Raw genomic sequence first — 22685 nt, 5'->3', positions numbered from 1 at the left:
CCACTACTTTTCGTGCATCACGGTTCCAGAGGCCCAACCCTCCGGGGCACCCAACACGGCATATTTTTTGGCTTGGTCATTAAAATAGTGGGCTACGGAATCGCCCGGGTTTTTGTAGAGGACCCACTCAAAAGCTGTGGATGCTTCGTTGAATTCCCCTTTGAAATAGGCTTCGATGCCTTCGGTGTAGTGGGACAGGGTTTCCAGCTTTAGTGAAATGCTCTCAATGCTGTCCCCATCAATACATTCATAGATTTCAATGGCCTTTTGCTTGCCCTTTACCCGTACCTTACCCAAATACCTGAAATTGAACCCTGTGGCATCCTCCATGGCCTGTATGCTGTCCTCGCTGATAATGATGTTGGCCCCAAAATGTTTGGTGACTCCCTCGACCCGTGCAGCACTGTTCACGGTATCCGCGATCACGGCGGGATCGTTTCGCTTGGAATCCCCAATGATTCCCATAATCAATGGTCCGGTGTGCAGTCCTATACCAATGGAGAGGGGTTTGTATCCTTTTTCCTCCACCCTTCTTTTGTTGTAAAGGGAAAGGGCGCGCTGCATTTCAACAGCGGCATCCAAGGCATTTTCGGGAGTTTTTGGGAATAAGGCCATGATGCCATCCCCCATATATTGGTTCACAAAACCTTCATTTTCCTTTATGATGGGCCCCATCCGACCTACATAAGCGTTGACAAACTTGAAGTTTTGTTCGGGTGTCATGCCTTCGGCAAGGGTGGTGTAATCGCGGATATCGGAAAAAAGGACCGTCACATTCTTTTCAATATGGTCTCCCAATTTAACATCGGTAATTGATTCTTTTCCTACGGATTGCACAAATTCGGAGGGGACAAACTTGGATGTGGCCCTATGGATGGTGTTCAGGTTGATGTGGGTCCGTATCCGGCTCAACAATTCACCCTTTGAAAAGGGCTTGGTGAGGTAGTCGTTGGCGCCGGAATTGAATCCGATGACCAAATCATTGACTGTGTTTTTGGCCGTGAGCAGGATGATGGGCAGATCACTGGCTGTGTATTGCTTACGGATGGTCTCACAAACCTCGTACCCGGAAAGTCCGGGCATCATAATATCTAACAACACCAATTGAAACGGAATCTCTCCGTCCAATAATTTGAGCGCTTCCTTGCCTGAACTGGCCTCAACAATTTCATACCCTGCTACGGTAAGGTGGTTCTCCAATACCCTTCGGTTTACGGGTTCATCGTCCACCACCAGTATTTTTATGGCTCCCTCCAGAGATTCGGACTTTATTTTTTGCGGTACCAAATCTTCATGGTCCCGGCTCAAGGTTTGGACAACGTCTTGACCCATTTGTCCCTTTTGTTTGAGTTCTTTCCGTTTGATGCTGCTAACGGGCAAGGTAAAAGAGAAAATGGAACCTTTTCCTTGTTCCGATTCAACCTGAATGGTGCCTCCATGCAGTTCCACCAAATGTTTTGTGACCGAAAGGCCTAGTCCGGTACCGCCATAAGTCCTTTGAGTGGATCCGTCCCCTTGTTCAAACGAATTGAAAATGGTACCCTGCTTATCTTTTGAAATGCCTATTCCCGTATCCGATATGGAGATGGAGATCATCGTATCCTTCACCTCCGCAAAAAGGGTAACGTACCCCTTCTCGGTAAACTTTATGGCATTGCCAATGAGATTGTGCATGATCTGTTGTACCCGGTTTTCATCGGCGGTTACCAAGGGGATATCCTTTGGGATGGAATTGATGAGCTTTAGTTTTTTGTCCATGAGCAGGGGCTGGGACAACCGTAGTACGATATTGGATATGGCATAAAGATCCACCGGTTGTAGGGTAAGCGACAGGTCCTGGTTCTTGAGTTTTGAAAAATCAAGGATGTCGTTCACCAAATGGGAAAGCCGCTTTCCACTATTTGAAATCATCTCCAAATTTTCCAAGGCGGCCTGGGGTAGTTTCCCCGCTATGCCATCTTTTAGGGATTCCGATAAGCCAATGATGCCCACCAAGGGCGTTCTCAGTTCGTGGGAGGTGTTGGCTAGGAATTCATCTTTCAAGGCATCGATTTTTTGAAGCTCGGCCACCCGCTGTCTTTCGATTTCCGTACGATTTCGCTCTTCTTGGACGGCCCGTTTTTTTTCCTCATCGGCCTGTTTTACGCGCTGATCCTGCTTATAACGTTTAAAGGCGAACCATAGGAACAACAGTGCGGCCACGGCAAGCCCTATAATAATGTTCCGAAGGGTTTTCTGCTGTTTGATTTTTAACTGGTTGATCTCTGCGTCTTTTTGGAGCGTGGTAATGGCATCCTGTTTTTTTTCGGAATCAAACTTTACTTGGAGCTCTTCAATTTGTTTGGATTTGGCCTCATTGAACAAACTGTCCTTCAAGGCCACAAACTTATTCTTGTATATCAGCGCTTTGTTGTATTCCTTCTTACGCTCATAAATACGGGAAAGGATGTCATAGTTTTCCTGAAGGTGGGAACGCGCACCGATTTCTTCGGCTATGGCAATGGCATTTAAGATGGATTTTTCAGCCTCTTTGGCGTTTCCCATTTCAAGGTTGATGGCCCCTATTTGGGTATAACTCATGGAGAGCTCCAGCCTCATTCCCAATTTTTCCCTCAAGGCCAATGCCTGATTGTGATGCTCTAAGGCCAATGCATATCTTTTTTGACGTCCGTATACCTTTCCCAGAGCCTCATAATCAAATGCTTTTCCCCAATCGCTGTTGGTCTCCTGATCAAGGGCCAAGGCCCGGTTGAAGTAGTCCAAGGCTTGGTCATAATCTTCTTGGTGCATGAACGTATCCCCAATATTAAAAAGGCAATTGGCCATTTCCGTTTTATCGTTCAAGGCACTGAAGATGTTCAAGGCTCTTTGGTAATGGTCCATGGCCTCGGACATTTTGCCTGTTTTTTTCAGGATTTCGCCCATGGCATTCAGTGTAGTGGCAATACTGAACTGGTCGTCATGGTCTTCATATATTTTCAGGATGTCGTAGTAGATTCCCAAACTTTTGTCAAAATCTCCCAAATTATCCAGAATAATGGCCTTTTGGTATAGGCCGTTGGCCAGTGCAAAAGGTTCTTTTTGGGTGCCAGAATAGTTCAGATACGCATCAATATGATCTAGGGCTTTGCTATAGTTTCCAATCTGTCTTTCCCATACGGCATATTGATAGTCCGCCATGGCAATTCCCCAAGAAAGGTTTGCATTTTGACTGATGGTGTGCAAGCTATCGATATGCTTTTTTGCCAAATCGGGGTTCCCACGATTGTTCAGATATTCCCAGGCAATATCCTTGAGTATCCGTATCCGAAGAGAGTCAGAGTCAACGGTGGCATATTTTTGCTGAAGACTGTCTATAAGCCCTGTTTGTCCCTGCGTAGTGGTGGCAACAAGACATACGAAGAGTAGTATGAATGCAGAGCGTTTGATAGTGTTGGCTTTAGGTTGATAAACAGTAAATTAAATGTAGTGCATTAAAGTGATACCCACAAAAATGGCTCGGTGCAGCTCACTTCAAACTTTCAGGTAGCTGTATGGATTATTGCTGCATTTTTAGATAGTAATCCGCTGAATGTTTTCCGGATCCATAAAAGGTAAAAAAAATGCATGCCAACAGAACCAAGGTTGCCATGATTAAATTGGTGGGGTCCATGGTTCCCAAGAAATTGGTGAGCACAGCACCGATAAGAATGGGCAACTGTGCAATTACCGCCCAACGGGTCAATAAACCTATTACAATTAAAAAGCCCCCTACAAAATGGGCCGGCGTAATATAATGTAGTAGAATCATACCTCCCGGTATACCTTCAAAAGGCTTGGCCATCAAGGCCATCTGCTCATGATTTGTCATAAATTCAATGCCCTTGATAAAAAGAAAAATCCCAAGGGCAATACGCAACAAATCCAACGGATAATAGGTATGGGCATTGGCCCATTTGTTTAAGTCCTTTACGGTCCCCATAGTAAACGGATTTATAGGTTGAATACTATAAGGTACTCATTTTTAGTGATATGAGGAAATAAATCCGAGTGGAAACCCTGTTTTTAGTTCAATATTTATTGTATAAGGAAGGCTATAGGGTTTATATTCCAATTGTGGTTTTATCTATTTTTCAAGACCAATTCCATTTGGATATCACTTCGCTCATAAGGAGATGAAACCCCAGCAATTTCAATAAAGCCAAGCTTGCTGTAGAGGTTGAGGGCGGGTTGCAGAATTCTATTGCTCTCCAGATAGAGTTTCCGTGCTCCAAGTGATTTGGCCTTGTCAACCATATGCATACCCAATAGCTTGCCAATTCCTTTTCCTTGGGCTTTCGGGGAGACTCCCATTTTGGCCAATTCAAAATCATAGCCGTCATGTTTACTGGGGATAAGCGCGCATACACCCACTGGCTCATTCTCCAACAAGGCTACAGCGATGTAACCACCTTTGTCCAAAATGTTTTCCTTGGGATGGTGCAGCGATATGCGGTCTGCTTCCTCCATTTTGAAATAGGTGTTTATCCATTCTTCGTTGAGGGTCCTGAATGCCTCCCGATAGGTATCGGAATAAGGTACTATTTTAGGGGAAATGGCCATGGAGAATCGGTTAAAAGTTGCCTCGCAAAGTTAAGGGGAAACCTTGAAAAGCATATCAAGGATTTGAGTCATAACCTTCTTTTTTTGAGTGGAATAACCAATTTTTTTGGTCTAGCTTCGTTATATCTATAATTAACCTCTCCGTTTAACGAAAAAATTGGTTGTTTACCGATTTATTGCGTAATATTACAACTCATATTAGTAATAAAACTCTTACAAGTTCCCAAATCTTGCAATGAGACTGAACCAAATCTACATACCTGACCCCATCAGGTGCCTTAACCTACAAATTCCAATCGGCTATGGAAAAACTACTACTATTCTCTTTAAGGAACCCCCTCCGCTTATTCCGTTCTAGTGGAATCGTACCCTTGATACTTTTCTGTTGGCTTTCCTTACATTCGGTATTGGCCCAAGAAAGCAATCCTTATGTGAGCTATGATATTCCATTTCAGAATCTGCTCAAATACAATCGGTTTTTGATAAACCCGACCTTTAGCGCGGTCCGCGAGGATAAATCGTATGTGAACTTTTTTCACAGAAGTCAAAGTGCGGAATTCAGTGACAATAACCAGAACTACTTTTTGAGTTATAGTGGTCAGATAAGCGAAAGGATAGGTCTGGGTTTGAGTTTGTACAACCAGAAATCAGGAGTGATTTCCAATTTGGGAGTGATGGCCAATTATTCCCACGGTATACAATTGGGACAGAAAAGCAGCCTCACTTTTGGGGTGAACATCCCTTATTATGTAAGTAGTTTGGACCCGGATAGGGCAGTGGCGCTTGAGGACGACCCGTTGTTGAACGAAGCATCCGAAAGTTCCATTATTTCCTTCCAGCCGGGACTCAACCTTTCTTTGGGGAAGTTTGATTTTGGGGTTTTTGCCCAAAATTTGGTGGACTATAACATTAAGTCTGGAAAATCACTCACCAATATTGCGGAGAAGACGTTCTCTGGGCATGTTCAGTTTACCCATGAGTTTGAAAATGCCCATGGAATTTTGGAAGATGGTAGGCTCATGCCTTTGGCACGGGCAAGGCTTGAGGGCAGTAATGACCCTATCTTTGGTGGCGGAGTTATATTGGATCTTCCCAAATTGGGCTGGGTCCAAGGTGGGTACGACCAATTTTATGGAGCTTCCGCGGGAACAGGATTTAACCTGAACCGAAGACTTTCCTTTGGGTATAACTTTGAAAAGAACATCAACAACAACCTGATCAATCTTGGGGTAACCCATGAGGTGTCCATAGCCTATTCCTTTGTACCCAATTTATCCAAGAACGTTATGGTCTCCAATGAGGAGAACGACAAGGATAATAGAAAACCTATTGAGGGTGAAGGTTTGGTGGCCGATGCCAAGAAGTCCAAAAAGGAAGTACAGAAAAGCAAATTGGATGTAGCAACCACCTTGCGACCTTCCAACAAAGAGGATCTGGCGTTTTGGGAAGAACAAATCGAGCAATTAAGGGCACAACAGGAAGACAACTACGCTGTGATCAACGAGCTTATTTTCAGAATGGATTCCATGGAGCAGAACCGGCAACGCGATTTGGAAAAGCGATTTGAAATGGTGATGCACATGGTGAAACAACAGACTGGGGATACCAGACCTGATATTGAGCAAAAAGCCCATGAACTCTATTTGGCCAAGAACGAGGATTTGGATTCTTTGGCAAAAATAATGTCTCAAACGCAGTTGGCAGATAATTCAACCAGCACTTCCAGAAATGGTGTCAAACCTAAGACTACGGGTTCTTTTTCAGGAGGGGATTATAAACCCATTGAAAAGTTCATCAATCTGGATGGAGTAGGGCAAGGACACTACATTGTTGCCAATGTGTTCAAGAGCGAACGCTATTTAAAGAGTTTTATGAATAAGCTCAAGGCCCAAGGCTTGGACGCCGAATACTTTAAGAATCCTGATAATGGTCTTAATTATGTGTATTTGGCCAAGTACGAAGAAAACGAACAGGCTTATGCCGCCTACCGTTCCAAGATGAAGGGCAAGTACACGGACGAGATATGGATCATGCATGTGGACAATCCCCGATATTCCAATTGGGCCGATGCCATTTTCCAAGACAACGAATAAGGCAATCAGGGTTATCCCTTTTTCATCTTGTGGGCAATGGCCTTACTTCCGGGGTCGTTGGTTTCGTTCAGCTCTGAAATGATGGTAGGGTGGTCATCCACGCGGGTTTGTGACAATTTGTAAGCCGCCTGGATCTCTGTGATTTCAATTTCGAAGCCTACCACCCCTTTTACCTGGCGAAGGGTCTTGGGTGACATATGGTCCAAGGAAATGGGATTCTTCGAGTTTTGTTCATACTTGTCCACAAGCTTGTACATTGAGGCCATGGTCTGTTCCTCATCCAAAATGGTTACTTTCCCATAGACGTGCACGGCAATATAATTCCAAGTGGGAACCTCTTCTTCTTTATACCATGACGAAGAAATGTAGGAATGGGGTCCATTGAAAATACACAGCACTTCTGAAGGGTTGTTGAAGTTTTTCCATTGTGGGTTGGCCTTTGAGATGTGCCCCACTAGGATATTCTGGCCATTCGCATTTGTATCCAATTCCAGGGGGATATGGGTGCCCCAAGGCTTTCCGTCCACCGTACTGATCAAAATGCCAAAACTGTTCTGGATCAGGAAATCTTTTATTTCATCAAGATTTTCATTCTTGTAATAATGTGGAATGTACATGCTGTGGTAAGGTTATGGAATGATGGTCCAAAGATACGAATACACGCCTATTACAATTTCAGGTCAACATAAAAAAAGCGGGGCACTGCCCGCTTTTTCAATTACATATTTTGGAGTGAGACTAGTTGCCTGCCTCTACTACTTCGGCCTCCAAGACGAAGTCTTGTACAGTCTTGTTTGCGGCTACAATTTCCACTTCAACGGTATCACTGTTCACAAATCCGTTCATGGAAGCAAACACTTTGTAGATTCCTGCATTAAGGCCAATGATGGCATAATTCCCATCTATATTGGTGGCTCCAGAGGTCACGGGCTCTTCATCCAAATCCAGTATGGAAATTTGGGCGTCCTCCAAAGCAACGGAAGATTCCCCATCCATGGTGGTAACCGCTCCACTCAACGTACCTGCTGTGGATAGATTACTTACCTTGATCACTGGCTTAAAGTTGAAGCCGGTAATACCATCAACTGAATTCATATTGCCTTTGGCCACAAAAGAGCGGCTTACGTCAAAATCCAGCAATAGATCACTGGAAAGACCACCAGCAATGGTCAAAGCAGGGTCTATAAAAATTTTGATACCGGTCTGTTCGCCGCTAGGAACTTTGAGATCAAAGCTACGATTATCGGTCAATACCACATTCACTCCCTTTACGTAGACCCGTATAAGGTCATAGGTGCCGACAGGGATGTCCAAATCGGCCATGGTTTCAGTGGTACCATTGGTCAGATCCAAAAGGTTCACTGAAATTTCCTCTTCCATTAGGGTCACAAAAGAAGAACCACTTTCATCATCCATTTCTTCATCGTCATCTTCTCCATCCTTTAATCTTGCGTCTATTTTAAAGACAGTGACATTGGCTTCGGCAACCATATCAAATGGAAAAGGGGCATCGGTCATTTTTACCGTTAGCCTTCCCATGGTATCACCATTGCCGCCATCTCCATCGCTTGAACAGCCTGTAAAGGTTAAAAGGATAAAACTCAATGCGTAAAAAAAGATTTTTGTTCTCATCGTATGGGGTTTAATCAATAGGTTCGTGTTATAGATACGGGCAAAAAGGTGTCTATACGTGTCCAAACCTTGTTTTTTCGATGAAATGCAAGCTTTTTAATACTATTTAAGGTAAAATCCTACAAAATCACTGTCCGTCACCTCTCGTTTTCACCTCTCCACTGGAACCGCTAAGATCACCTCTATAGATCCATAATTCTCCACGATCTCCGTTTGTGGCGGCTTCAACATCCTTTAAAAAGTTTGAAAAACTACCGGCACCGTGGACTTCCTCAAACCATTCCATGAACTTGTCCTCTTCTCCCATCCAGGCCGATTTGTCAAAGAAATCCACCCAAACAAAATCCTGACCGTCCATATTGGGGAGTTCGTTGAAGTAACTTCCCCACTGATGGTCTGGGTCTTTGGTCTTGAAAACCTTTTGCACGCGATCTAAAATGGAGGCGAACTCCATTTGCTTGAACCGCTTGACGTCCACCATAAAAATAGATAGGTTCTTCAGGTTGAAATCCCTGCTGAAATTGGAATGTTTTAGATCGTTTTTCCAATAGGTGGTTTCCATTTTGGCCAATGCATTGGCGGCCACATTGGTATTCCAGTCCTTGGTATGGGCGTCGTCATAGTTGCTCACATCGTCCATGGCCGCCCAAGAGGTTGGGCCCATACTCCACACATATTTTCCGGAATTTTTGCCACTGGCCACCCAAAACACGCTGACCGAGCCTGGATTATTGGTATGATATTTCTTGTTGTGGGCTGCCATTCCAGCTTCAAAGGCCTCAATCTTTTCAGGATGCGGCGTCATCATCACATTCATAAAAATGGGAGGCTGTTCGGTCTGTTGGCCCATCATTACCATAGGCACCAGTACTAGGGTTAAAAATAATCGTTTCATTGTCTTTAGTTTTAGTTTAGTTTTTGATCATTCTGTTTGCTCTTCCTCCATCATTTTGGCCTCGGCCTCAATTTTTTGGAGTTCCAATACAATCTCGGTTGGGTCCCAATACCCATATTCCTTTACAATTTTTCCGTCCACAAATTGAAAGGTCAGGTGAACGGGAACACTAATTTCCTTTCCGTTGGCGGCTAGGGTGCATCCCCATTCCAACCAACTGTTCACCCAGGTTTCACCGTCATCGGTCACTACCATTTCATATTCTTGATGTTCATTTCCAAAGCCCCTGGAAGCATAATTGACCTCCGATTGTCTGTGATAATCCATAGCCTCTGAGGGCGATAGGGCATCGTCATTGGTGTTGTAATAGGTTTTGGAAGTATCAGCATACATGCTGGTATCGTAGTTTTTACTGTCATAATTGGCTATCAATTTCTTGACAGTTTCAATCTCTGGGGAATTCTGGGTGTACCGTACTGGACCTTGTTGACAAGCACCCAGTAATAGGGCCACCATCCCGAATGATAAAAGAATTTTTTTCATTGTTTGTTGATTTAAGGTTAGTAAAAAAAATACCCCGACCACTGGGCCGGGGCATATGTTTTAATTTGATTTGAAATTGGAAAAATCAGGTCTTGTCCTTATCACAAGTGGGTTCCTTATGATAAAATATTCCACATGCAGCGAGTTTGCACCATCTTCATGGGTCAAATGAGCCAGAATCGTCAGTGTTTTCAAAAGATTGATTTACAGGTTGTGGAAATCTGTGGTACAAAGGCAACTTGCTCAATTCCGAACGGCGTGGGTCAACATGACATGCAAGTACAAAGATCTATTTAGATGTGGGACTTGCCGAGAAGAATGCAAGGGGGAGGTTGTAAACAGTCGGTCCTTATAAATATAATAAAAAACTGTTAATCAAGGGTTTGAATGAAGTGTTTTTTACTTGAAACCCATTAAATTCAAGGTGTTTTCTTACGCAATTCGGTTGGTTTTTCGTGAAATACGGGTGGTAATAGTGTGTTCCAGTGAAAAAAGAAGGGACACATCGGATATAGGGTATCCAACATGCCCCTGGATTTTATTCAAAAGTATACTCGGTCTGTATGATTTCGGTAACCCTAAAATATCCATAGGCCAAGTTGTTCGGGTCGTCCAGATTCACGCAGTTGCCCACCAAGGGAACCGGAGTGGGGCTAAATGGAGTCCCCGCATTTTCATACTGGTCCACCAAAAGCCGGAGGTAATCATGGTACTGTTTCGAAATGCCCATCAAGGCTACATCCACAACATCGCCGGGTTTAAACTCATCAACGCTATCTTCACCTTCCAACTTTTCGTAATAAAATGTGGCCTCATTGCCATCAATGAATTCATCCTTGATATAATAAAGCTCCGAAAGTAGGTCGTTCTGACTTTTGAAGCGTAGGAAGTAGTAATCGCCAAGACCTTCAGGGTCCTGAAACGTTACATTTACTTCGAGGGCCTCATCATCCTCACCGCCGTCCTTGGACTGGGAAACCTCGATAGTGTCCACCAAAGGATAAAGGGTTTCAGTGGCCGTATAGGTCTCCCCGTTATAGAGGACCTCAAGTTGATAAGTATCCCCAACAATCGGAACAAAGGACGAGGTGGTGTATTCTCCGTTGTTTTGACTGGTAAAGATGAATTCAGCAGCTGTATCCGTATTGGTGACCTTGACCGAGGCGCCAAGTACAGGGACAATTTTTTGTTCGGCAAAGAATGGGGTGGAGGTACTGAGTACAATGGTCTGGTTGTTTCCGGAAGTTCCTTTCTCCCAATCCAATGAGGCTTCTACGACCAGTCTTTCCGGACCCTCTGGAACATCCACCTCAATAACATCGGTGCAGGATGCGAAGATGAGCAATACCCCAATGCAAGCTATATAAAATGGTTTCATGTGTTTAAAATTTAAAGTTGTATGTTACTGAAGGGACAATCCCAAAAATGGCAGTACGGGTGGCTTCATTGGCGCCCGTTTCCATGTTCTGTCCAAAGGATATCGATGCAGCATTTCTCCTGTTGAACACATTGTAGATGCCAAAGACCCATTCGCCCTTCCATCGATTTTGGGGTTTTCTATTGGGGCGGTAGGTGGCAGAAACGTCCAATCGGTGGTAAGCCGGCAAACGGTCGGCATTACGGTCGGAGTAACTGGCCACGGAAATCCCCTCGTACTGGTATTGCCCATTGGGGTAGGTCACGGGTCTTCCCGTTTGGAAAATGGCATTGGCCCCAAAACTCCATTTTTCGTTCAGGGCATAGGCCCCGGTGAGTGATACGTCATGGGTGCGGTCATGTGGAGTGCTGTACCAATCCCCATTGTTGATTCCCGGGCCACCAGCATCCCCTCCGGGAGTCCGTTGCTGTGATTTGGACCAAGTGTAGGCCAACCAACCGGTAAAAGTACCTTCGTTTTTTCGCAGCAACAGTTCAACGCCATAGGCTTTTGATTCGCCGTTCAGGATTTCACGTTCTATGGTATTGTTGCCAATCAAGTCAGAACCATCAATATAGTCGATTCGGTTGTCCACGGTCTTATAGAAAGTCTCCACTTCCATGGAATAGACATTGCCCTTGAAATTTTTAAAATACCCCAAGGCAAATTGGTCCGATAACTGGGGTTGGATGTACTTTCCACTCGGGGTCCAAACATCAATAGGAGTTACTGATGAGGTGTTGGACAATAAATGGATGTACTGGGCGGCCCTGGAATACCCCAATTTTACAGAAGAAAGCTCGTTGAGTTGATAGGCCAGGGAAACCCTTGGTTCCAAATTGCTGAAGGTTTCAATGCTCTCACTCTTTTTATAGCTGATTTCATCAATAGGGTCTTGCCTTTCGTAAATGCGAAGCGTGCTGTTATAGACCAAAGGTCTGTCGTTCAAGTATTCGTTCAAGGGCTGTCCGCCCATGCGGTTAAAATGACTGAACCGAATACCGTACTGGGCGGTTAATCTATCCGTAAGTTTATGCTCTGCATTGATATAGGCCGCACTTTCCAAAGCCCGTTTTTTGTCCAGCTGCAACTCATTGATCGCAGAAGCTGGGTCAGTGGGTTTTATACGACCGGGATCAAACACATACTTTATGGTGCTTACACCAAAATCGAGCTTGAATGCATCGTTGAAGTAGTATTTAAGGTCGTATTTTACATTGTAGTTTTGGATGGAAGAGACCCAATCAAAATCAAAGAAATCAATACCCAGTTCGTAATCATAGTTACTGTAGATCAATGATAAGTTGGAAAAGAGCCTATCGTTGAAAATATGGTTCCAGCGTAGATTGCCCGATGCATTCCCGTAGCTGCTGTTAAACGACCCCCCGATATTGAAAAGATCGCGACCAAAGTAACCGGAGAGGTACAATTTGTTGTTTGGGTTGAGATTGTAATTGGTCTTCAAGTTCAAATCGTAAAAGTTGGCGCTGTTGTCTTCCCCGGCTAGCTTTAAGAACAAGTGGGCATATGACCCCCGTCCGGCAATCAAGAAGGATCCCCGGTCGTTGAACATGGGTCCTTCAAGGGCCAATCGGCTTGAAATGGCACCAATGCCCCCGGTCATGGCAAACGCTTTACTATTCCCATCTTTTTGTCTTACATCCAACACCGATGAAACCCGACCTCCAAACCGCGCAGGGATGCCCCCTTTGTATAGTTTAAGGTCTTTTACGGCATCCGCATTGAAGACCGAGAAAAAGCCCAACAAGTGGGAGGTGTTGTATATGATGGCCTCATCCAATAAGACCAGGTTTTGGTCCACAGCTCCACCGCGAACATGAAATCCGCTGGAACCTTCCCCGTTGTTGGTGACCCCTGGTAGAATTTGAAGGGACTTTATGATGTCCACTTCGCCCAAAACCACAGGCATTTGTTTTACAGTCTTGATGTTGAGTTTGGATACGCTCATTTCAGGTTTGCGGAGCAACGCACGTTCGGGCTCTTCGGCAGTGACCTCTACTTCATCCAGTTGGGTAGACGACTCCAATAGTTCCACGTCAAGGGTCATGTTTTGATCCAAGGTCACCTCCCGGGTCATTTCATTGTAACCGATGTATGAAAATACCAAGGTATAGGTCCCCTTCGGTGCACTGATGGAGTAAAAACCATATTCGTTGCTGATCGCACCAATATCGGTGCCACGTAAAAAAATGGAGGTGCCAAACAAGGTCTCTCCATTGGTACCGTCCGAAATTTTTCCGCTAATGGTGAAATTGTTTTGGGCCTGAACGAGCGTTGTGCCCAATAAGAGGCAAAGACCCAAAAGCCAAAATGCCGGGCCATGCCTTTTCTTTTTTTGTTTCATTTGTGATTTTTTGAATTACAGGTTAAGATGAAATCGTTTTTTGATTCACTCGCACTAAGGACACTTTGGAAATTGGAAGGTTGCATGGGTGAGATGAAGAAAAGGTTGTCAATTTTACTGTTGATGTTCAATGGCTTTGGTTACCAAGTGTTTAGAGGTGCGTAAAAAAAGCAAGTTTTTTAATGAACGTTGGGTTGGGTTGCGCTGTTGTTGGTCTAAATTTTGGTTTTCCGGCAAAGGGATTGATTAATTTCATGTCAACTAAACAAAAAAACAAAGAATGAGGAAAGTTTTAATCATGATGGTCTTGGCCATCTCAATGGTAGCATGTAAGGATAAAGAGGCGGAGAAAACCTCCACTGAAACAACAAAAATCCCTGTTTATGCATGGGATTACGGGCCTGGAGAGGCCACGGACGAAAAATTGGCCACCAAATTTGCCGACCTAAAGGCAAAGGGAATTGATGGGCTAATGTATAACGGCGGCCACGACCCGGAAACCTATAAAAGGGTAGGGAAGCTAGTAAAAGAGGCCGGTATGGAGTTCCACACTTGGATCCCTACCATGGTACAGGGCAAAAACCCCAAGTTGAAAGAAGAGTGGTATGCTATTAACGGTAAAGGCGAATCGGCATATGATAAACCGGCCTATGTTTCGCACTATACCTTTTTATGCCCAAGCAAGGAGGGGGTGTATAATTTCTTGGCCGATCTGTATGGAAGTGTGGCCGAGGTTGAGCATGTGGATGGCATCCATCTGGATTACATCCGTTTTCCCGACGTGATCTTGGCCCGTGGTCTATGGGACAAATACGGATTGGTGATGGATAGGGAGTTTCCGCAGTTTGATTACTGCTATTGTGACGACTGTACTTCGGCATTTAAAGACAAAACGGGGATTGATATTCTAGAGGTGGAAGACCCTTCACAAGTGATGGAATGGAAACAGTTCCGATATGATTTGATTACCAATATGGTCAACCGTTTGACCGAAGTGGTACATTCCAAAAACAAGAAGATCAATGGGGCGGTTTTCCCTGGTCCATCCATCGCCAAGAAATTGGTGAGACAGGATTGGGGCAAATGGGACTTGGATGCCATATATCCCATGAACTACAACGACTTTTATTTGGAAGGCCCCCAATGGGTCGGTGAAATGGTTGCCGAAGAGGTCGCCACTGCAAAGGACGGAGCTCCTGTGTACAGTGGATTGTTCATCTGTCCAAAACCCGAAAAGAAAGGCGATGAAAAGGATCCCGAAAACCACGGTCTATTGCCTGGTGAAATCGGGGAGGCCATTAAAGTGTCCATGGAAAATGGAGCTGCGGGTATCTGTCTTTTTACACCAGGAAGAATGACGGACGCCCATTGGAAAGCTTTTGAAGAGGCTATCCATAAGGACTATTCCAAAAAATAACTCTCTTGATTTAAATTTAAAGGCCCGATGATTTTTTGTCATCGGGCTTTTTTGTGGATACGATCCATCAGCAAAAAAGCACAGTTCGGTATTTCATTTTTTCCTTGTTCTTGGAAAACCTGCAACTTTGGGGCATCAATCAAAAAACGGATGGTCTTTTTCTCACTTTGTCCAATTTGGAAGGGTAAGTAGGACAACCTTCAGAATAAACCTATGGTTTTTGTTAATTTTAATCATGTTAAGGTGGAATGGTCAAGCGTATCCTTCCACCAACCCGATTAGCGATCATGGAAAAAACAATCCGATATATTGGCAAACTATTGCTTACCGCAATAGGGCTAGGGCTATTGATAGCGCTTGTTTTCATTAGCGTGGAGGCACTCTTGGGTAGGGAAGTGGTGTTCGGCAAGGATTTAATGCGGGAAGTGGGTCACTACCTGTTGTACTCCATCGTTCTCACCTTCATAAACAGTCTGTACTATGATTACATCAACCATCGGGTGCAGTGGAGGAGGTTTGCAAATTATCGGATATTCATCAGTGGCATTGGTGGAGTTGTACTTACCCTTTTGGGCATCTTTTGGATACGCATTGTGATCAACTTGGGTTTTGAGGGAGAAACCTGGGAAACCTTTGTGTTAGGGGAGGATCCCATGTTCTATATCGTGGCGCTTTTGATTACCGTAGTGGTGTCTGTGTTCTTCTATGCGGCGTATTTCTACAGGAATTGGCAAGAAAAGCGGGTAAAGGAGCAAAAGATTATTGCAGGAACCGCTTCGGCAAGGTTCGATGCCTTGAAGAACCAATTAGATCCCCATTTCCTTTTCAATAGCCTAAACGTGCTTACCAGTCTCATTGAAGAAGATCCCGATCAAGCCCAAAAATTCACTACTTCACTTTCCAAGGTATATCGATATGTATTGGAGCAAAAGAACAAAGACTTGGTCACGGTGGATGAAGAGCTCAATTTTGCCCGGACCTATGTGCGTTTGTTAAAAATGCGCTTTGAGGACAGTATTGTTTTTGAGATTCCGGAAAGTTGCACCCAACCTGAGGCTAGAATAGTCCCGCTTTCATTGCAGCTGCTTTTGGAAAATGCGGTAAAACACAATGTGGTCACCGCTTCCAGACCGTTGCACATAAAAGTGTTCGAGGAAGGTGGAATGTTGGTGGTAAGCAACAATCTCCAGGAAAAACAGGTGGTAAAAAAGAGCAGTGGGGTGGGGCTTCAGAACATTAAGCAACGCTACAACATTTTAACGGACTGGGAGGTGGTCATCCAAAAATCGGATGTAGAGTTTAGGGTGTCATTGCCTATACTCACCCAAAAACTGACCGTTGTGGAAACCCAAAAAGATTATATTGAGCAAAAACGATATGCCAAGGCCAAGGAACAGGTGAAGGCCATAAAGGACTTTTACAGCAACCTGATCACCTATTGTATTGTAATCCCGTTTTTATGGTGGATCAATTTAAGGACCACCGATTTTCTTTGGGCATTTTTCCCCACCTTGGGTTGGGGATTTGGCGTAATTATGCATGGGATGGAAGCTTTTGGGTACAACCCACTGTGGGGCAAACGTTGGGAAGAACAAAAAATCCAGGAACTTATGGATAAGGATGAGTTTTAGACTTTTCCGGCTCAGAAATCCAATCTCAGATCTTCCAACAACTCATCCGCAATAATTGACAGTTCACGAACTTATTTTTCTTCCACTTTCGGTAAATGATGAATTTTGGGGCATACGTAATCACTAAATCATAAAAACGAACCGTTATGGAAAATTCAAACAAAAAGTATGATAGGGCCAAACAGAAAGTGGAAAAGCTAAAGGCTTTTTATTCAAGTTTATTGGCCTATTGCATTGTAATCCCGATTTTGGCGTACCTCAATTATAGAACAACAAGTTTTCCTTGGATCATTTTCCCGGCAGTGGGATGGGGCATAGGTCTTGTGGGGATGTGGTTCTGTGCACAAGGCTACAATCCTCTTTTGGGAAGGGGATGGGAGGAACGCAAGATCAAAGAGTTCATGGAGCAAAAAGAATATTAACAATGTTTATATTTAGCAGTAGCCAAAATGTCTTTAGTATGGAAAATTTGGATAGGGAAAGCAAGTACATGAGGGCCAAGGAACGGGTTGGCGAGCTTAAAAAGTTTTATGCCCATGTGTGGTCCTACATCATGGTCATGACCGTATTGGCCTTGATCAACTATCTTACCAATGGGTTCAGCTATATGTGGTTTTTATGGGCTGCTTTTGGATGGGGCATAGGAGTCATGTTCCATGCCATTGGAACCTTTAACCTAAATCCCTTTTTTGGAAAGGGATGGGAGGAAAAGAAGATAAAGGAGTTTATGAAAGAAGAAGAGGATGAAGCCACAAAATGGAAATAATCATGGAAAATTTTGAGCAAGAAAAGTTTACTAGGGCCAAAAAACGTGTAGAGGAAATTAAGTCGTTTTACATTCACCTTATGGTGTACTTGGTCATCAATGCTTTTATCTTGATAAGCATTTATATCAATGCCGACACTTTTTGGACATGGCCCCATTTTGTGACCCTTTTTGGTTGGGGGATTGGGTTGGCCTTTCACGCGGCCAAGGTTTTTGGTTTTAACCCATTGTTTGGAAAGAATTGGGAAGAACGCCAAATCCAAAAGTTCATTGAAAAGGACAAAAGGGAAATGGATAAATACCTATAAAAAATGAATGTGATCATCATTGAAGATGAAAAACCGGCGGCCAGAAGATTGGGTCGTTTATTGTCCGATTTGGAGGTTGAGGTTTCCACGATGTTGCATTCTGTTGAAGAATCCATTAAGTGGTTTCAAAACCATCCGCACCCCGATCTTATTTTTTTGGACATCCAATTATCGGATGGATTATCCTTTGAAATTTTTGATGTGGTCGAGGTGAAAAGTGCCATCATTTTTACCACGGCTTTTGATGAATATGCACTCCAAGCTTTCAAGTTGAACAGCATAGATTATTTGTTGAAACCCATCGATGATGAAGAGCTGGAAAGAGCTGTTAAAAAGTACCGTGATTTTAAACCGAACCAACATAAAATTTCGGTCGATTTTGAGGACATAAAAAAGCTATTGGCAGACCCCTTGGAACGCGAATACAAAAAACGGTTTACGGTCAAGGTGGGGCAGCACCTCAAAATTATAAACGCGGAAGATGTGGAATGTTTCTACAGTGAGAACAAGGGGACATATGCCACAACTTCGGAGGGTAGAAATTATTTATTGGACACCACTTTGGAACAGTTGGAGGAGGAGTTGTCCCCAAAGATTTTCTTCCGGGTAAGCCGCAAATTTTATGTGAACATCAACCATATAAAAGACATCATTTCATACACAAATTCCAGGCTTCAATTGAAGTTGAACCATTTCAATGGGCAAGAAATCATTGTGAGTAGGGAACGTGTAAGAGACTTTAAGTTATGGTTGGAATAAATGATTTAAAATAACTGATTATCAAATAATTGATTTATTTAAAAAGTCACTATAAATTTTCCTTATAGTGGCTTTTTTAAGCTAAAATAGTCAATTTTCCTCTATGCGGTTATCGTCAAAGGCGGAGGGAAGCAACTTTGGGATGAGTTTGATGAAAATAGGCAAAAGAACCGCCCCTCCAGGCAACATAAAAATGGCCAAGGATGGGATACTTTTAAAAATATCGATGAGCTGGTTTTGTACTTTTTTCTTCTCATCTTCGGTTAAATCCTTCACGGTAGATTTGGATAAAAGCGACATTAATTCCCTACTTTCCTGAAGCTCTTTTTTGAGTCTTTTGCTGTTTCTCAAAATAAGTTTGCTCACATTTTTGGACATGCCATCATAGAATTGAAGGGCCAAATTCTTGTCATTTAAATAGGCAATTTTCTCCTTGTTTTCCTCAAAGAATTTTTGCACATATTCGAGGGTGTTTTCCACCTCTTTTTTTGACTTTCCAAGATGGGTCCCGAGACCAAAAATGTAATCGGATTCGGTGTAGTCAATCGACTTATCTTCCCATATGGTCAAGCAGGCCATATCCAAAAAATAGTCCTTCTCAAAAGAGGAAAAATTTTCGTCCAAAAGGTCCAGATAAGTACCATCAAATTTTGCTTCATCCAAATTCACATAAGTGAGGGAGGCATCCAAAAGTTGAATGAGTTTGTCATCATTCTTTTTGGCTTCTTTGGAGTTTAGGGTATGGTAGGCAATGTTAATCGTGACGTACTCCAAAAGTTGCGCATGCTCCTTAAAGGACTCCTTGGAGTTTAAATAGTTTTTAAAGATGAGGACATCTACATAAAGCAGTGAATTGGTCAGGCTACTACCCAAGGCCCTATTGAATGCATTGCCGCCCAAATAGATTCGGGAATCGATTAATTTTTCCAATTGGGCCTCGGTATGCTTACCACTCAATATTTTGTTCAGAAAGGAGATATGGGCCACCTCCAAGGACTGATAATATTCAAAAACGGTATTGACAAAATGATTGAAGCTGGTCTTTCCCTTCTCAAATTGAAAGGTAAAATAGAGCGCCGTAAGCAGGTTGATTTTGGCTATTTCGTCCTCACTCAAGGTATGCTCCGCTTCAATAAAGGACGGAATGTTTAAATGTACCCCAAAGACAAAACCACTTCTTTTGAGTTCGTGGTACAGGCCATCAAAATCTTGAAAATAAGAGGCCTCTTTGGTTACAAGGTGGCCGAACTTCTTGATCCATCCAGAAGCAGAAGGGTTCATTGGGTGATTATTTACAGACCAAAGTAAAACAATTATGCGACTTTATGGTGAACAATGCACCTAGCTCACATTAAAAATCCATTAAGTTTTTTTTAACATTTAAAAACCAAACCACCCTAGAAGAGGTTGCGTAGGTAGGGGTGTAGGAAACTTTAAAAACAAGTAACATGAAAAAAACAACAAAGTATGTAATGGGTCTAGGTGCTTTGGTCGCATCGGCAATTGTTCTGGTGTCTGCAGACCATATTGATGCACCTTCGACCGCAGGGACCACTTCGGATATTGCCGATTTTTACGCCTTTGAACCCAGTGAAGGTTCAGATAATACGGTTTTCGTAGTGGATGTCCAATCCAATGTGCTGCCAGAATTGGCGTATGGCACCTTTGATGAGGATGTACTTACCGAAATCAATATAGATTTGGATGGGGATTTGGTAGAAGACCAGGTCATTCAGGCCATTGCTAGGGATGGAAGGATGTATTTCTTTGGACCTGCAACGCCCTCACAGACGGGATTGAACAGTCAAGTGCTAACGGATTCTCCTCTGGGCGATGTGGAAATTTCCGGGGCAACGCCCATCGTAGAAAGCGCCAATGGGGTTTCGTTGTTCGCAGGACCCAGACAGGACCCCTTCTTTTTTGATTTCTTCCAATTCAATGCGGTCATTTCCCCTGATATGGAATCGGCCCCTGGTGGATTTCTTCCGCCGGAAGAGGCAGCAGACACCTTTGATGGTGCCAATACCCTTTCCATTATTGTGGAAATCCCCAATGCCATGCTGGGAGCCCCAACGGCCACCAATGCCTTGGGACTTACAGTTTACAAAACTTGGGTGACCACAAATAGAAAACAATAAGCAACTTAAATAGTGAAAAAGATGATACGAAAACAAGCAATATATTTCGCAGCATTGATATTGACCCTAGGATTGGTCATTGGATGCAGCAATGATGATGAGACCCCATATCAAATGGGTATGGATGACGATATGATGATGAATGATGACGATGATATGATGGGAACCGATTTTTCGGGAACCTATGCCCAAGTGGACCACATAGGACGCCCCGGCATCAATACCACCTTGAGCTTTGACATGGAAGGGGAACCCAGCGTGAAAGATGCGCACAATACCACAATTCCTTCAGAAATGTCAGCAACTTTTCAGGCCGGTTTTCAAGCAAGGTTGGAGCAGTACCATGATGTGTATGCCATAAAGTTGGGACTGGACCCTGCTGATGTGGATTATGAGAACAATATTTTGGGATTGGATGCGGCTACCTTGACCACTGTTTTGGCAGCAGATGTTCTGGAAGTGGCCCCTGATTTGCCCACAACCTACTTTAACCCAGGAACCGATTTTGATAATGACGGTCGCATTTTGGTACCGGATGGTGATGAGGTGGCCTTGACGGGCAGACACCCCAATGATGACATTATAGATGTGTCCCTCATTCTTTTCTTTGGAGGAATGGAAGGAGACCGTTTCAGTGGTCAGGATTTGGATGATGATGGAATGGCAGACTTGCCTAGATTGACTTCGGACGGGGTTGCGCTTACCGCAGATATTTCAACAAGTTTCCCTTACTTGGGAGATCCCGAGTAATCGCTATGAAAGGGAAAGGGGGGGAGGATTCGTCCTCTCCCTTTTTATAAAAACAACAACAAGATTATGGAAGCAACAAAAATTAAACTCATCCTTTTGATAACAGTGCTATTGTTTTCATGTAAGGAAGAAGAAAAGGTATTCAAGACCGATAAAAAGGACTATGACCGCTATTTGACATCCACACCCGTAAAAACCACCTCAAAATATTTTCAGCTTTGGGATTCCAAGATAAAACAGGATAGTCTGCAAACGATGGGACTGGCCAATGTGGCCGGCGAATACAACCGGTTCTTCCAGGGAACGGGAGATATCAAATACCTAAAGATGGCAGAACGTTCCTTGGAAAAGGCATTGGAAGCGGCCGCATTGGGAAAAGCAGGGTATATGCGAGCCTTGGCGAGAAATTATATCTCCCAGCATAGGTTCAGGGAAGCTTTGGAACTGGCCCGATCGGCACGAAAGCAAGGAAGTGGGGCCAATGCCACGCAGGCTCTTTTGTTCGATGTGCATATGGAACTTGGCAATTATGAGGAGGCCCATGCATATTTGGACAGCATCCAGAACATGTCGGATTTCGGATACCTGATCCGGTTGGCCAAATGGAATGATCATAAAGGTGATTTGGATACCGCCATTCGGTTTATGGAAAAGGCTTATGATAGGGCGAAAATGTCCAACAATAGGGACCTTTTACTATGGTCCACCACCAATTTGGCAGACTTTTATGGACATGCAGGTCGTATTGAAAATTCATACAAACTCTATCTAAAAGCATTGGAGATAGATCCGCAAAATGCTTATGCCAAAAAAGGGATTGCCTGGATCGTATACTCCCATGAACGAAATGGAGAAGAGGCCTTACGCATCATGGATAGCATCATTCAAAAACACCAGTCCCCGGAATACGATTTGCTCAAAGCGGAGATTGCCGAATTTATGGGTAATGAGGTCCTAAAATTGCAAGCTTTGGACAACTTCCATAAAAAGGTGGGGAATGTGGATTATGGAGAGATGTACAATGCCCATAACGTGGATTTTCTCATTGCCATGGATGTTACCGAAAAAGCCCTGAAATTGGCGAAAAGGGAGGTAGGGAACAGGCCTACTCCTGAAACCTATGGTCTTTTGGCCTATAGTTATCTAAAAAAGGGACAAAAGGAAAAAGCCCTACTACTGGTAAAGACCCATATTGATGGAAAAACCTATGAACCGTCCACGCTCAGTCAAGCAGCTGAAGTCTATAAGGCCAACGGCGAAAATAAAAAGGTCCAGGAACTGAAGCAGGAACTAACGGGGGCCCTATACGAATTGGGTCCGGTAAAGGAACATCAAATATTGAGTTTATAGGCAGGGAATCGAAGGTTAAGTAGTGGTTTTTTGGGTTGCT

At 43.7% G+C, this 22685-nt stretch carries 20 protein-coding genes; 10 read left to right on the top strand and 10 right to left on the bottom strand.

Translation table 11 applies throughout. From position 1 onward, the window contains the following. Positions 1 to 3: 3 nt before the first annotated feature. The 3 genes from DN53_RS02165 to DN53_RS02155 all read right to left on the bottom strand — a co-directional run bounded on the left by DN53_RS02165 (position 4) and on the right by DN53_RS02155 (position 4581). Positions 4 to 3249, bottom strand: a complete 3246-nt coding sequence (locus DN53_RS02165; protein WP_129652771.1) for a tetratricopeptide repeat protein — start codon at positions 3247 to 3249, stop codon at positions 4 to 6. Between the two features lie 289 nt (positions 3250 to 3538). Continuing rightward, complete coding sequence (locus tag DN53_RS02160; protein ID WP_129652770.1) at positions 3539 to 3961, bottom strand: DoxX family protein; 423 nt, start codon at positions 3959 to 3961, stop codon at positions 3539 to 3541. Between the two features lie 140 nt (positions 3962 to 4101). Beyond that, positions 4102 to 4581: a GNAT family N-acetyltransferase gene (locus DN53_RS02155; RefSeq protein WP_129652769.1), complete on the bottom strand. Its 480-nt coding sequence runs from the start codon at positions 4579 to 4581 to the stop codon at positions 4102 to 4104. A gap of 302 nt (positions 4582 to 4883) precedes the next feature. Between DN53_RS02155 and DN53_RS02150 the strand changes: the two genes are divergently transcribed. Next, positions 4884 to 6674, top strand: a complete 1791-nt coding sequence (locus DN53_RS02150) for a PorP/SprF family type IX secretion system membrane protein (RefSeq protein ID WP_129652768.1) — start codon at positions 4884 to 4886, stop codon at positions 6672 to 6674. An 11-nt stretch (positions 6675 to 6685) separates the two neighbouring features. Here DN53_RS02150 and DN53_RS02145 read toward each other — a convergent pair whose 3' ends face one another. The 6 genes from DN53_RS02145 to DN53_RS02120 form a co-directional block, all read right to left on the bottom strand. Next, the gene (locus tag DN53_RS02145; RefSeq protein WP_129652767.1) at positions 6686 to 7291 is read right to left on the bottom strand and encodes an FMN-binding negative transcriptional regulator; all 606 of its coding nucleotides are present in this window, start codon (positions 7289 to 7291) and stop codon (positions 6686 to 6688) included. Positions 7292 to 7412: 121 nt separating this feature from the next. Then, complete coding sequence (locus DN53_RS02140) at positions 7413 to 8306, bottom strand: DUF4382 domain-containing protein (RefSeq protein WP_129652766.1); 894 nt, start codon at positions 8304 to 8306, stop codon at positions 7413 to 7415. Positions 8307 to 8433: 127 nt separating this feature from the next. Then, positions 8434 to 9201, bottom strand: coding sequence for a hypothetical protein (locus DN53_RS02135; RefSeq protein WP_129652765.1), 768 nt, complete (start codon positions 9199 to 9201; stop codon positions 8434 to 8436). Positions 9202 to 9228: 27 nt separating this feature from the next. Then, positions 9229 to 9744: a nuclear transport factor 2 family protein gene (locus DN53_RS02130; protein ID WP_129652764.1), complete on the bottom strand. Its 516-nt coding sequence runs from the start codon at positions 9742 to 9744 to the stop codon at positions 9229 to 9231. 538 nt (positions 9745 to 10282) lie between these two features. Beyond that, a complete protein-coding gene (locus DN53_RS02125) occupies positions 10283 to 11122 on the bottom strand; it encodes a DUF4249 domain-containing protein (protein ID WP_129652763.1) in 840 nt (279 codons plus the stop codon). 4 nt (positions 11123 to 11126) lie between these two features. Beyond that, positions 11127 to 13526 carry a TonB-dependent receptor gene (locus DN53_RS02120; RefSeq protein WP_129652762.1) on the bottom strand — a complete coding sequence of 800 codons (2400 nt, stop codon included), beginning with the start codon at positions 13524 to 13526 and terminating at the stop codon, positions 11127 to 11129. A 280-nt stretch (positions 13527 to 13806) separates the two neighbouring features. On the opposite strand from DN53_RS02120, the gene DN53_RS02115 reads away from it, so the two are divergent. The 6 genes from DN53_RS02115 to DN53_RS02090 all read left to right on the top strand — a co-directional run bounded on the left by DN53_RS02115 (position 13807) and on the right by DN53_RS02090 (position 18407). Next, positions 13807 to 14943, top strand: a complete 1137-nt coding sequence (locus DN53_RS02115) for a glycoside hydrolase family protein (RefSeq protein ID WP_129652761.1) — start codon at positions 13807 to 13809, stop codon at positions 14941 to 14943. A gap of 287 nt (positions 14944 to 15230) precedes the next feature. Further along, a complete protein-coding gene (locus DN53_RS02110) occupies positions 15231 to 16574 on the top strand; it encodes a 2TM domain-containing protein (protein ID WP_242502047.1) in 1344 nt (447 codons plus the stop codon). Between the two features lie 146 nt (positions 16575 to 16720). After that, entirely contained in the window at positions 16721 to 16996 is a 276-nt protein-coding gene (locus tag DN53_RS02105) for a 2TM domain-containing protein (protein ID WP_129652760.1), read from the top strand. Between the two features lie 38 nt (positions 16997 to 17034). Next, a complete protein-coding gene (locus DN53_RS02100; protein WP_129652759.1) occupies positions 17035 to 17340 on the top strand; it encodes a 2TM domain-containing protein in 306 nt (101 codons plus the stop codon). Positions 17341 to 17342: 2 nt separating this feature from the next. After that, positions 17343 to 17648 carry a 2TM domain-containing protein gene (locus tag DN53_RS02095; RefSeq protein ID WP_116218700.1) on the top strand — a complete coding sequence of 102 codons (306 nt, stop codon included), beginning with the start codon at positions 17343 to 17345 and terminating at the stop codon, positions 17646 to 17648. Between the two features lie 3 nt (positions 17649 to 17651). Beyond that, positions 17652 to 18407, top strand: a complete 756-nt coding sequence (locus DN53_RS02090) for a LytR/AlgR family response regulator transcription factor (protein WP_129652758.1) — start codon at positions 17652 to 17654, stop codon at positions 18405 to 18407. A gap of 90 nt (positions 18408 to 18497) precedes the next feature. On the opposite strand, the gene DN53_RS02085 is transcribed toward DN53_RS02090, so the two are convergent. After that, positions 18498 to 19688 carry an LETM1-related biofilm-associated protein gene (locus DN53_RS02085; RefSeq protein ID WP_129652757.1) on the bottom strand — a complete coding sequence of 397 codons (1191 nt, stop codon included), beginning with the start codon at positions 19686 to 19688 and terminating at the stop codon, positions 18498 to 18500. 167 nt (positions 19689 to 19855) lie between these two features. Between DN53_RS02085 and DN53_RS02080 the strand changes: the two genes are divergently transcribed. The 3 genes from DN53_RS02080 (at position 19856) to DN53_RS02070 (ending at position 22645) form a co-directional block, all read left to right on the top strand. Beyond that, positions 19856 to 20545, top strand: a complete 690-nt coding sequence (locus tag DN53_RS02080; protein ID WP_129652756.1) for a DUF4331 family protein — start codon at positions 19856 to 19858, stop codon at positions 20543 to 20545. 21 nt (positions 20546 to 20566) lie between these two features. Continuing rightward, positions 20567 to 21295 carry a DUF4331 family protein gene (locus tag DN53_RS02075; RefSeq protein ID WP_129652755.1) on the top strand — a complete coding sequence of 243 codons (729 nt, stop codon included), beginning with the start codon at positions 20567 to 20569 and terminating at the stop codon, positions 21293 to 21295. A 66-nt stretch (positions 21296 to 21361) separates the two neighbouring features. Then, positions 21362 to 22645 (top strand): tetratricopeptide repeat protein, encoded by a 1284-nt coding sequence (locus DN53_RS02070; protein WP_129652754.1) that lies wholly within the window; start codon positions 21362 to 21364, stop codon positions 22643 to 22645. Positions 22646 to 22685 lie beyond the last annotated feature (40 nt).

Source organism: Flagellimonas olearia, assembly GCF_004150225.1.
Classification (GTDB): domain Bacteria; phylum Bacteroidota; class Bacteroidia; order Flavobacteriales; family Flavobacteriaceae; genus Flagellimonas; species Flagellimonas olearia.
Note: the sequence above shows the minus strand (reverse complement) of the source record. Positions and strands in the feature narration are given on the sequence as shown.

Coding starts and splice junctions, on each gene's coding strand:
- DN53_RS02160 (WP_129652770.1), bottom strand. CDS start 3,961: ATGGGGACCGTAAAGGACTTAAACAAATGGGCCAATGCCCATACCTAT.
- DN53_RS02155 (WP_129652769.1), bottom strand. CDS start 4,581: ATGGCCATTTCCCCTAAAATAGTACCTTATTCCGATACCTATCGGGAG.
- DN53_RS02150 (WP_129652768.1), top strand. CDS start 4,884: ATGGAAAAACTACTACTATTCTCTTTAAGGAACCCCCTCCGCTTATTC.
- DN53_RS02145 (WP_129652767.1), bottom strand. CDS start 7,291: ATGTACATTCCACATTATTACAAGAATGAAAATCTTGATGAAATAAAA.
- DN53_RS02140 (WP_129652766.1), bottom strand. CDS start 8,306: ATGAGAACAAAAATCTTTTTTTACGCATTGAGTTTTATCCTTTTAACC.
- DN53_RS02135 (WP_129652765.1), bottom strand. CDS start 9,201: ATGAAACGATTATTTTTAACCCTAGTACTGGTGCCTATGGTAATGATG.
- DN53_RS02130 (WP_129652764.1), bottom strand. CDS start 9,744: ATGAAAAAAATTCTTTTATCATTCGGGATGGTGGCCCTATTACTGGGT.
- DN53_RS02125 (WP_129652763.1), bottom strand. CDS start 11,122: ATGAAACCATTTTATATAGCTTGCATTGGGGTATTGCTCATCTTCGCA.
- DN53_RS02120 (WP_129652762.1), bottom strand. CDS start 13,526: ATGAAACAAAAAAAGAAAAGGCATGGCCCGGCATTTTGGCTTTTGGGT.
- DN53_RS02115 (WP_129652761.1), top strand. CDS start 13,807: ATGAGGAAAGTTTTAATCATGATGGTCTTGGCCATCTCAATGGTAGCA.
- DN53_RS02110 (WP_242502047.1), top strand. CDS start 15,231: ATGGAAAAAACAATCCGATATATTGGCAAACTATTGCTTACCGCAATA.
- DN53_RS02105 (WP_129652760.1), top strand. CDS start 16,721: ATGGAAAATTCAAACAAAAAGTATGATAGGGCCAAACAGAAAGTGGAA.
- DN53_RS02100 (WP_129652759.1), top strand. CDS start 17,035: ATGGAAAATTTGGATAGGGAAAGCAAGTACATGAGGGCCAAGGAACGG.
- DN53_RS02095 (WP_116218700.1), top strand. CDS start 17,343: ATGGAAAATTTTGAGCAAGAAAAGTTTACTAGGGCCAAAAAACGTGTA.
- DN53_RS02090 (WP_129652758.1), top strand. CDS start 17,652: ATGAATGTGATCATCATTGAAGATGAAAAACCGGCGGCCAGAAGATTG.
- DN53_RS02085 (WP_129652757.1), bottom strand. CDS start 19,688: ATGAACCCTTCTGCTTCTGGATGGATCAAGAAGTTCGGCCACCTTGTA.
- DN53_RS02080 (WP_129652756.1), top strand. CDS start 19,856: ATGAAAAAAACAACAAAGTATGTAATGGGTCTAGGTGCTTTGGTCGCA.
- DN53_RS02075 (WP_129652755.1), top strand. CDS start 20,567: ATGATACGAAAACAAGCAATATATTTCGCAGCATTGATATTGACCCTA.
- DN53_RS02070 (WP_129652754.1), top strand. CDS start 21,362: ATGGAAGCAACAAAAATTAAACTCATCCTTTTGATAACAGTGCTATTG.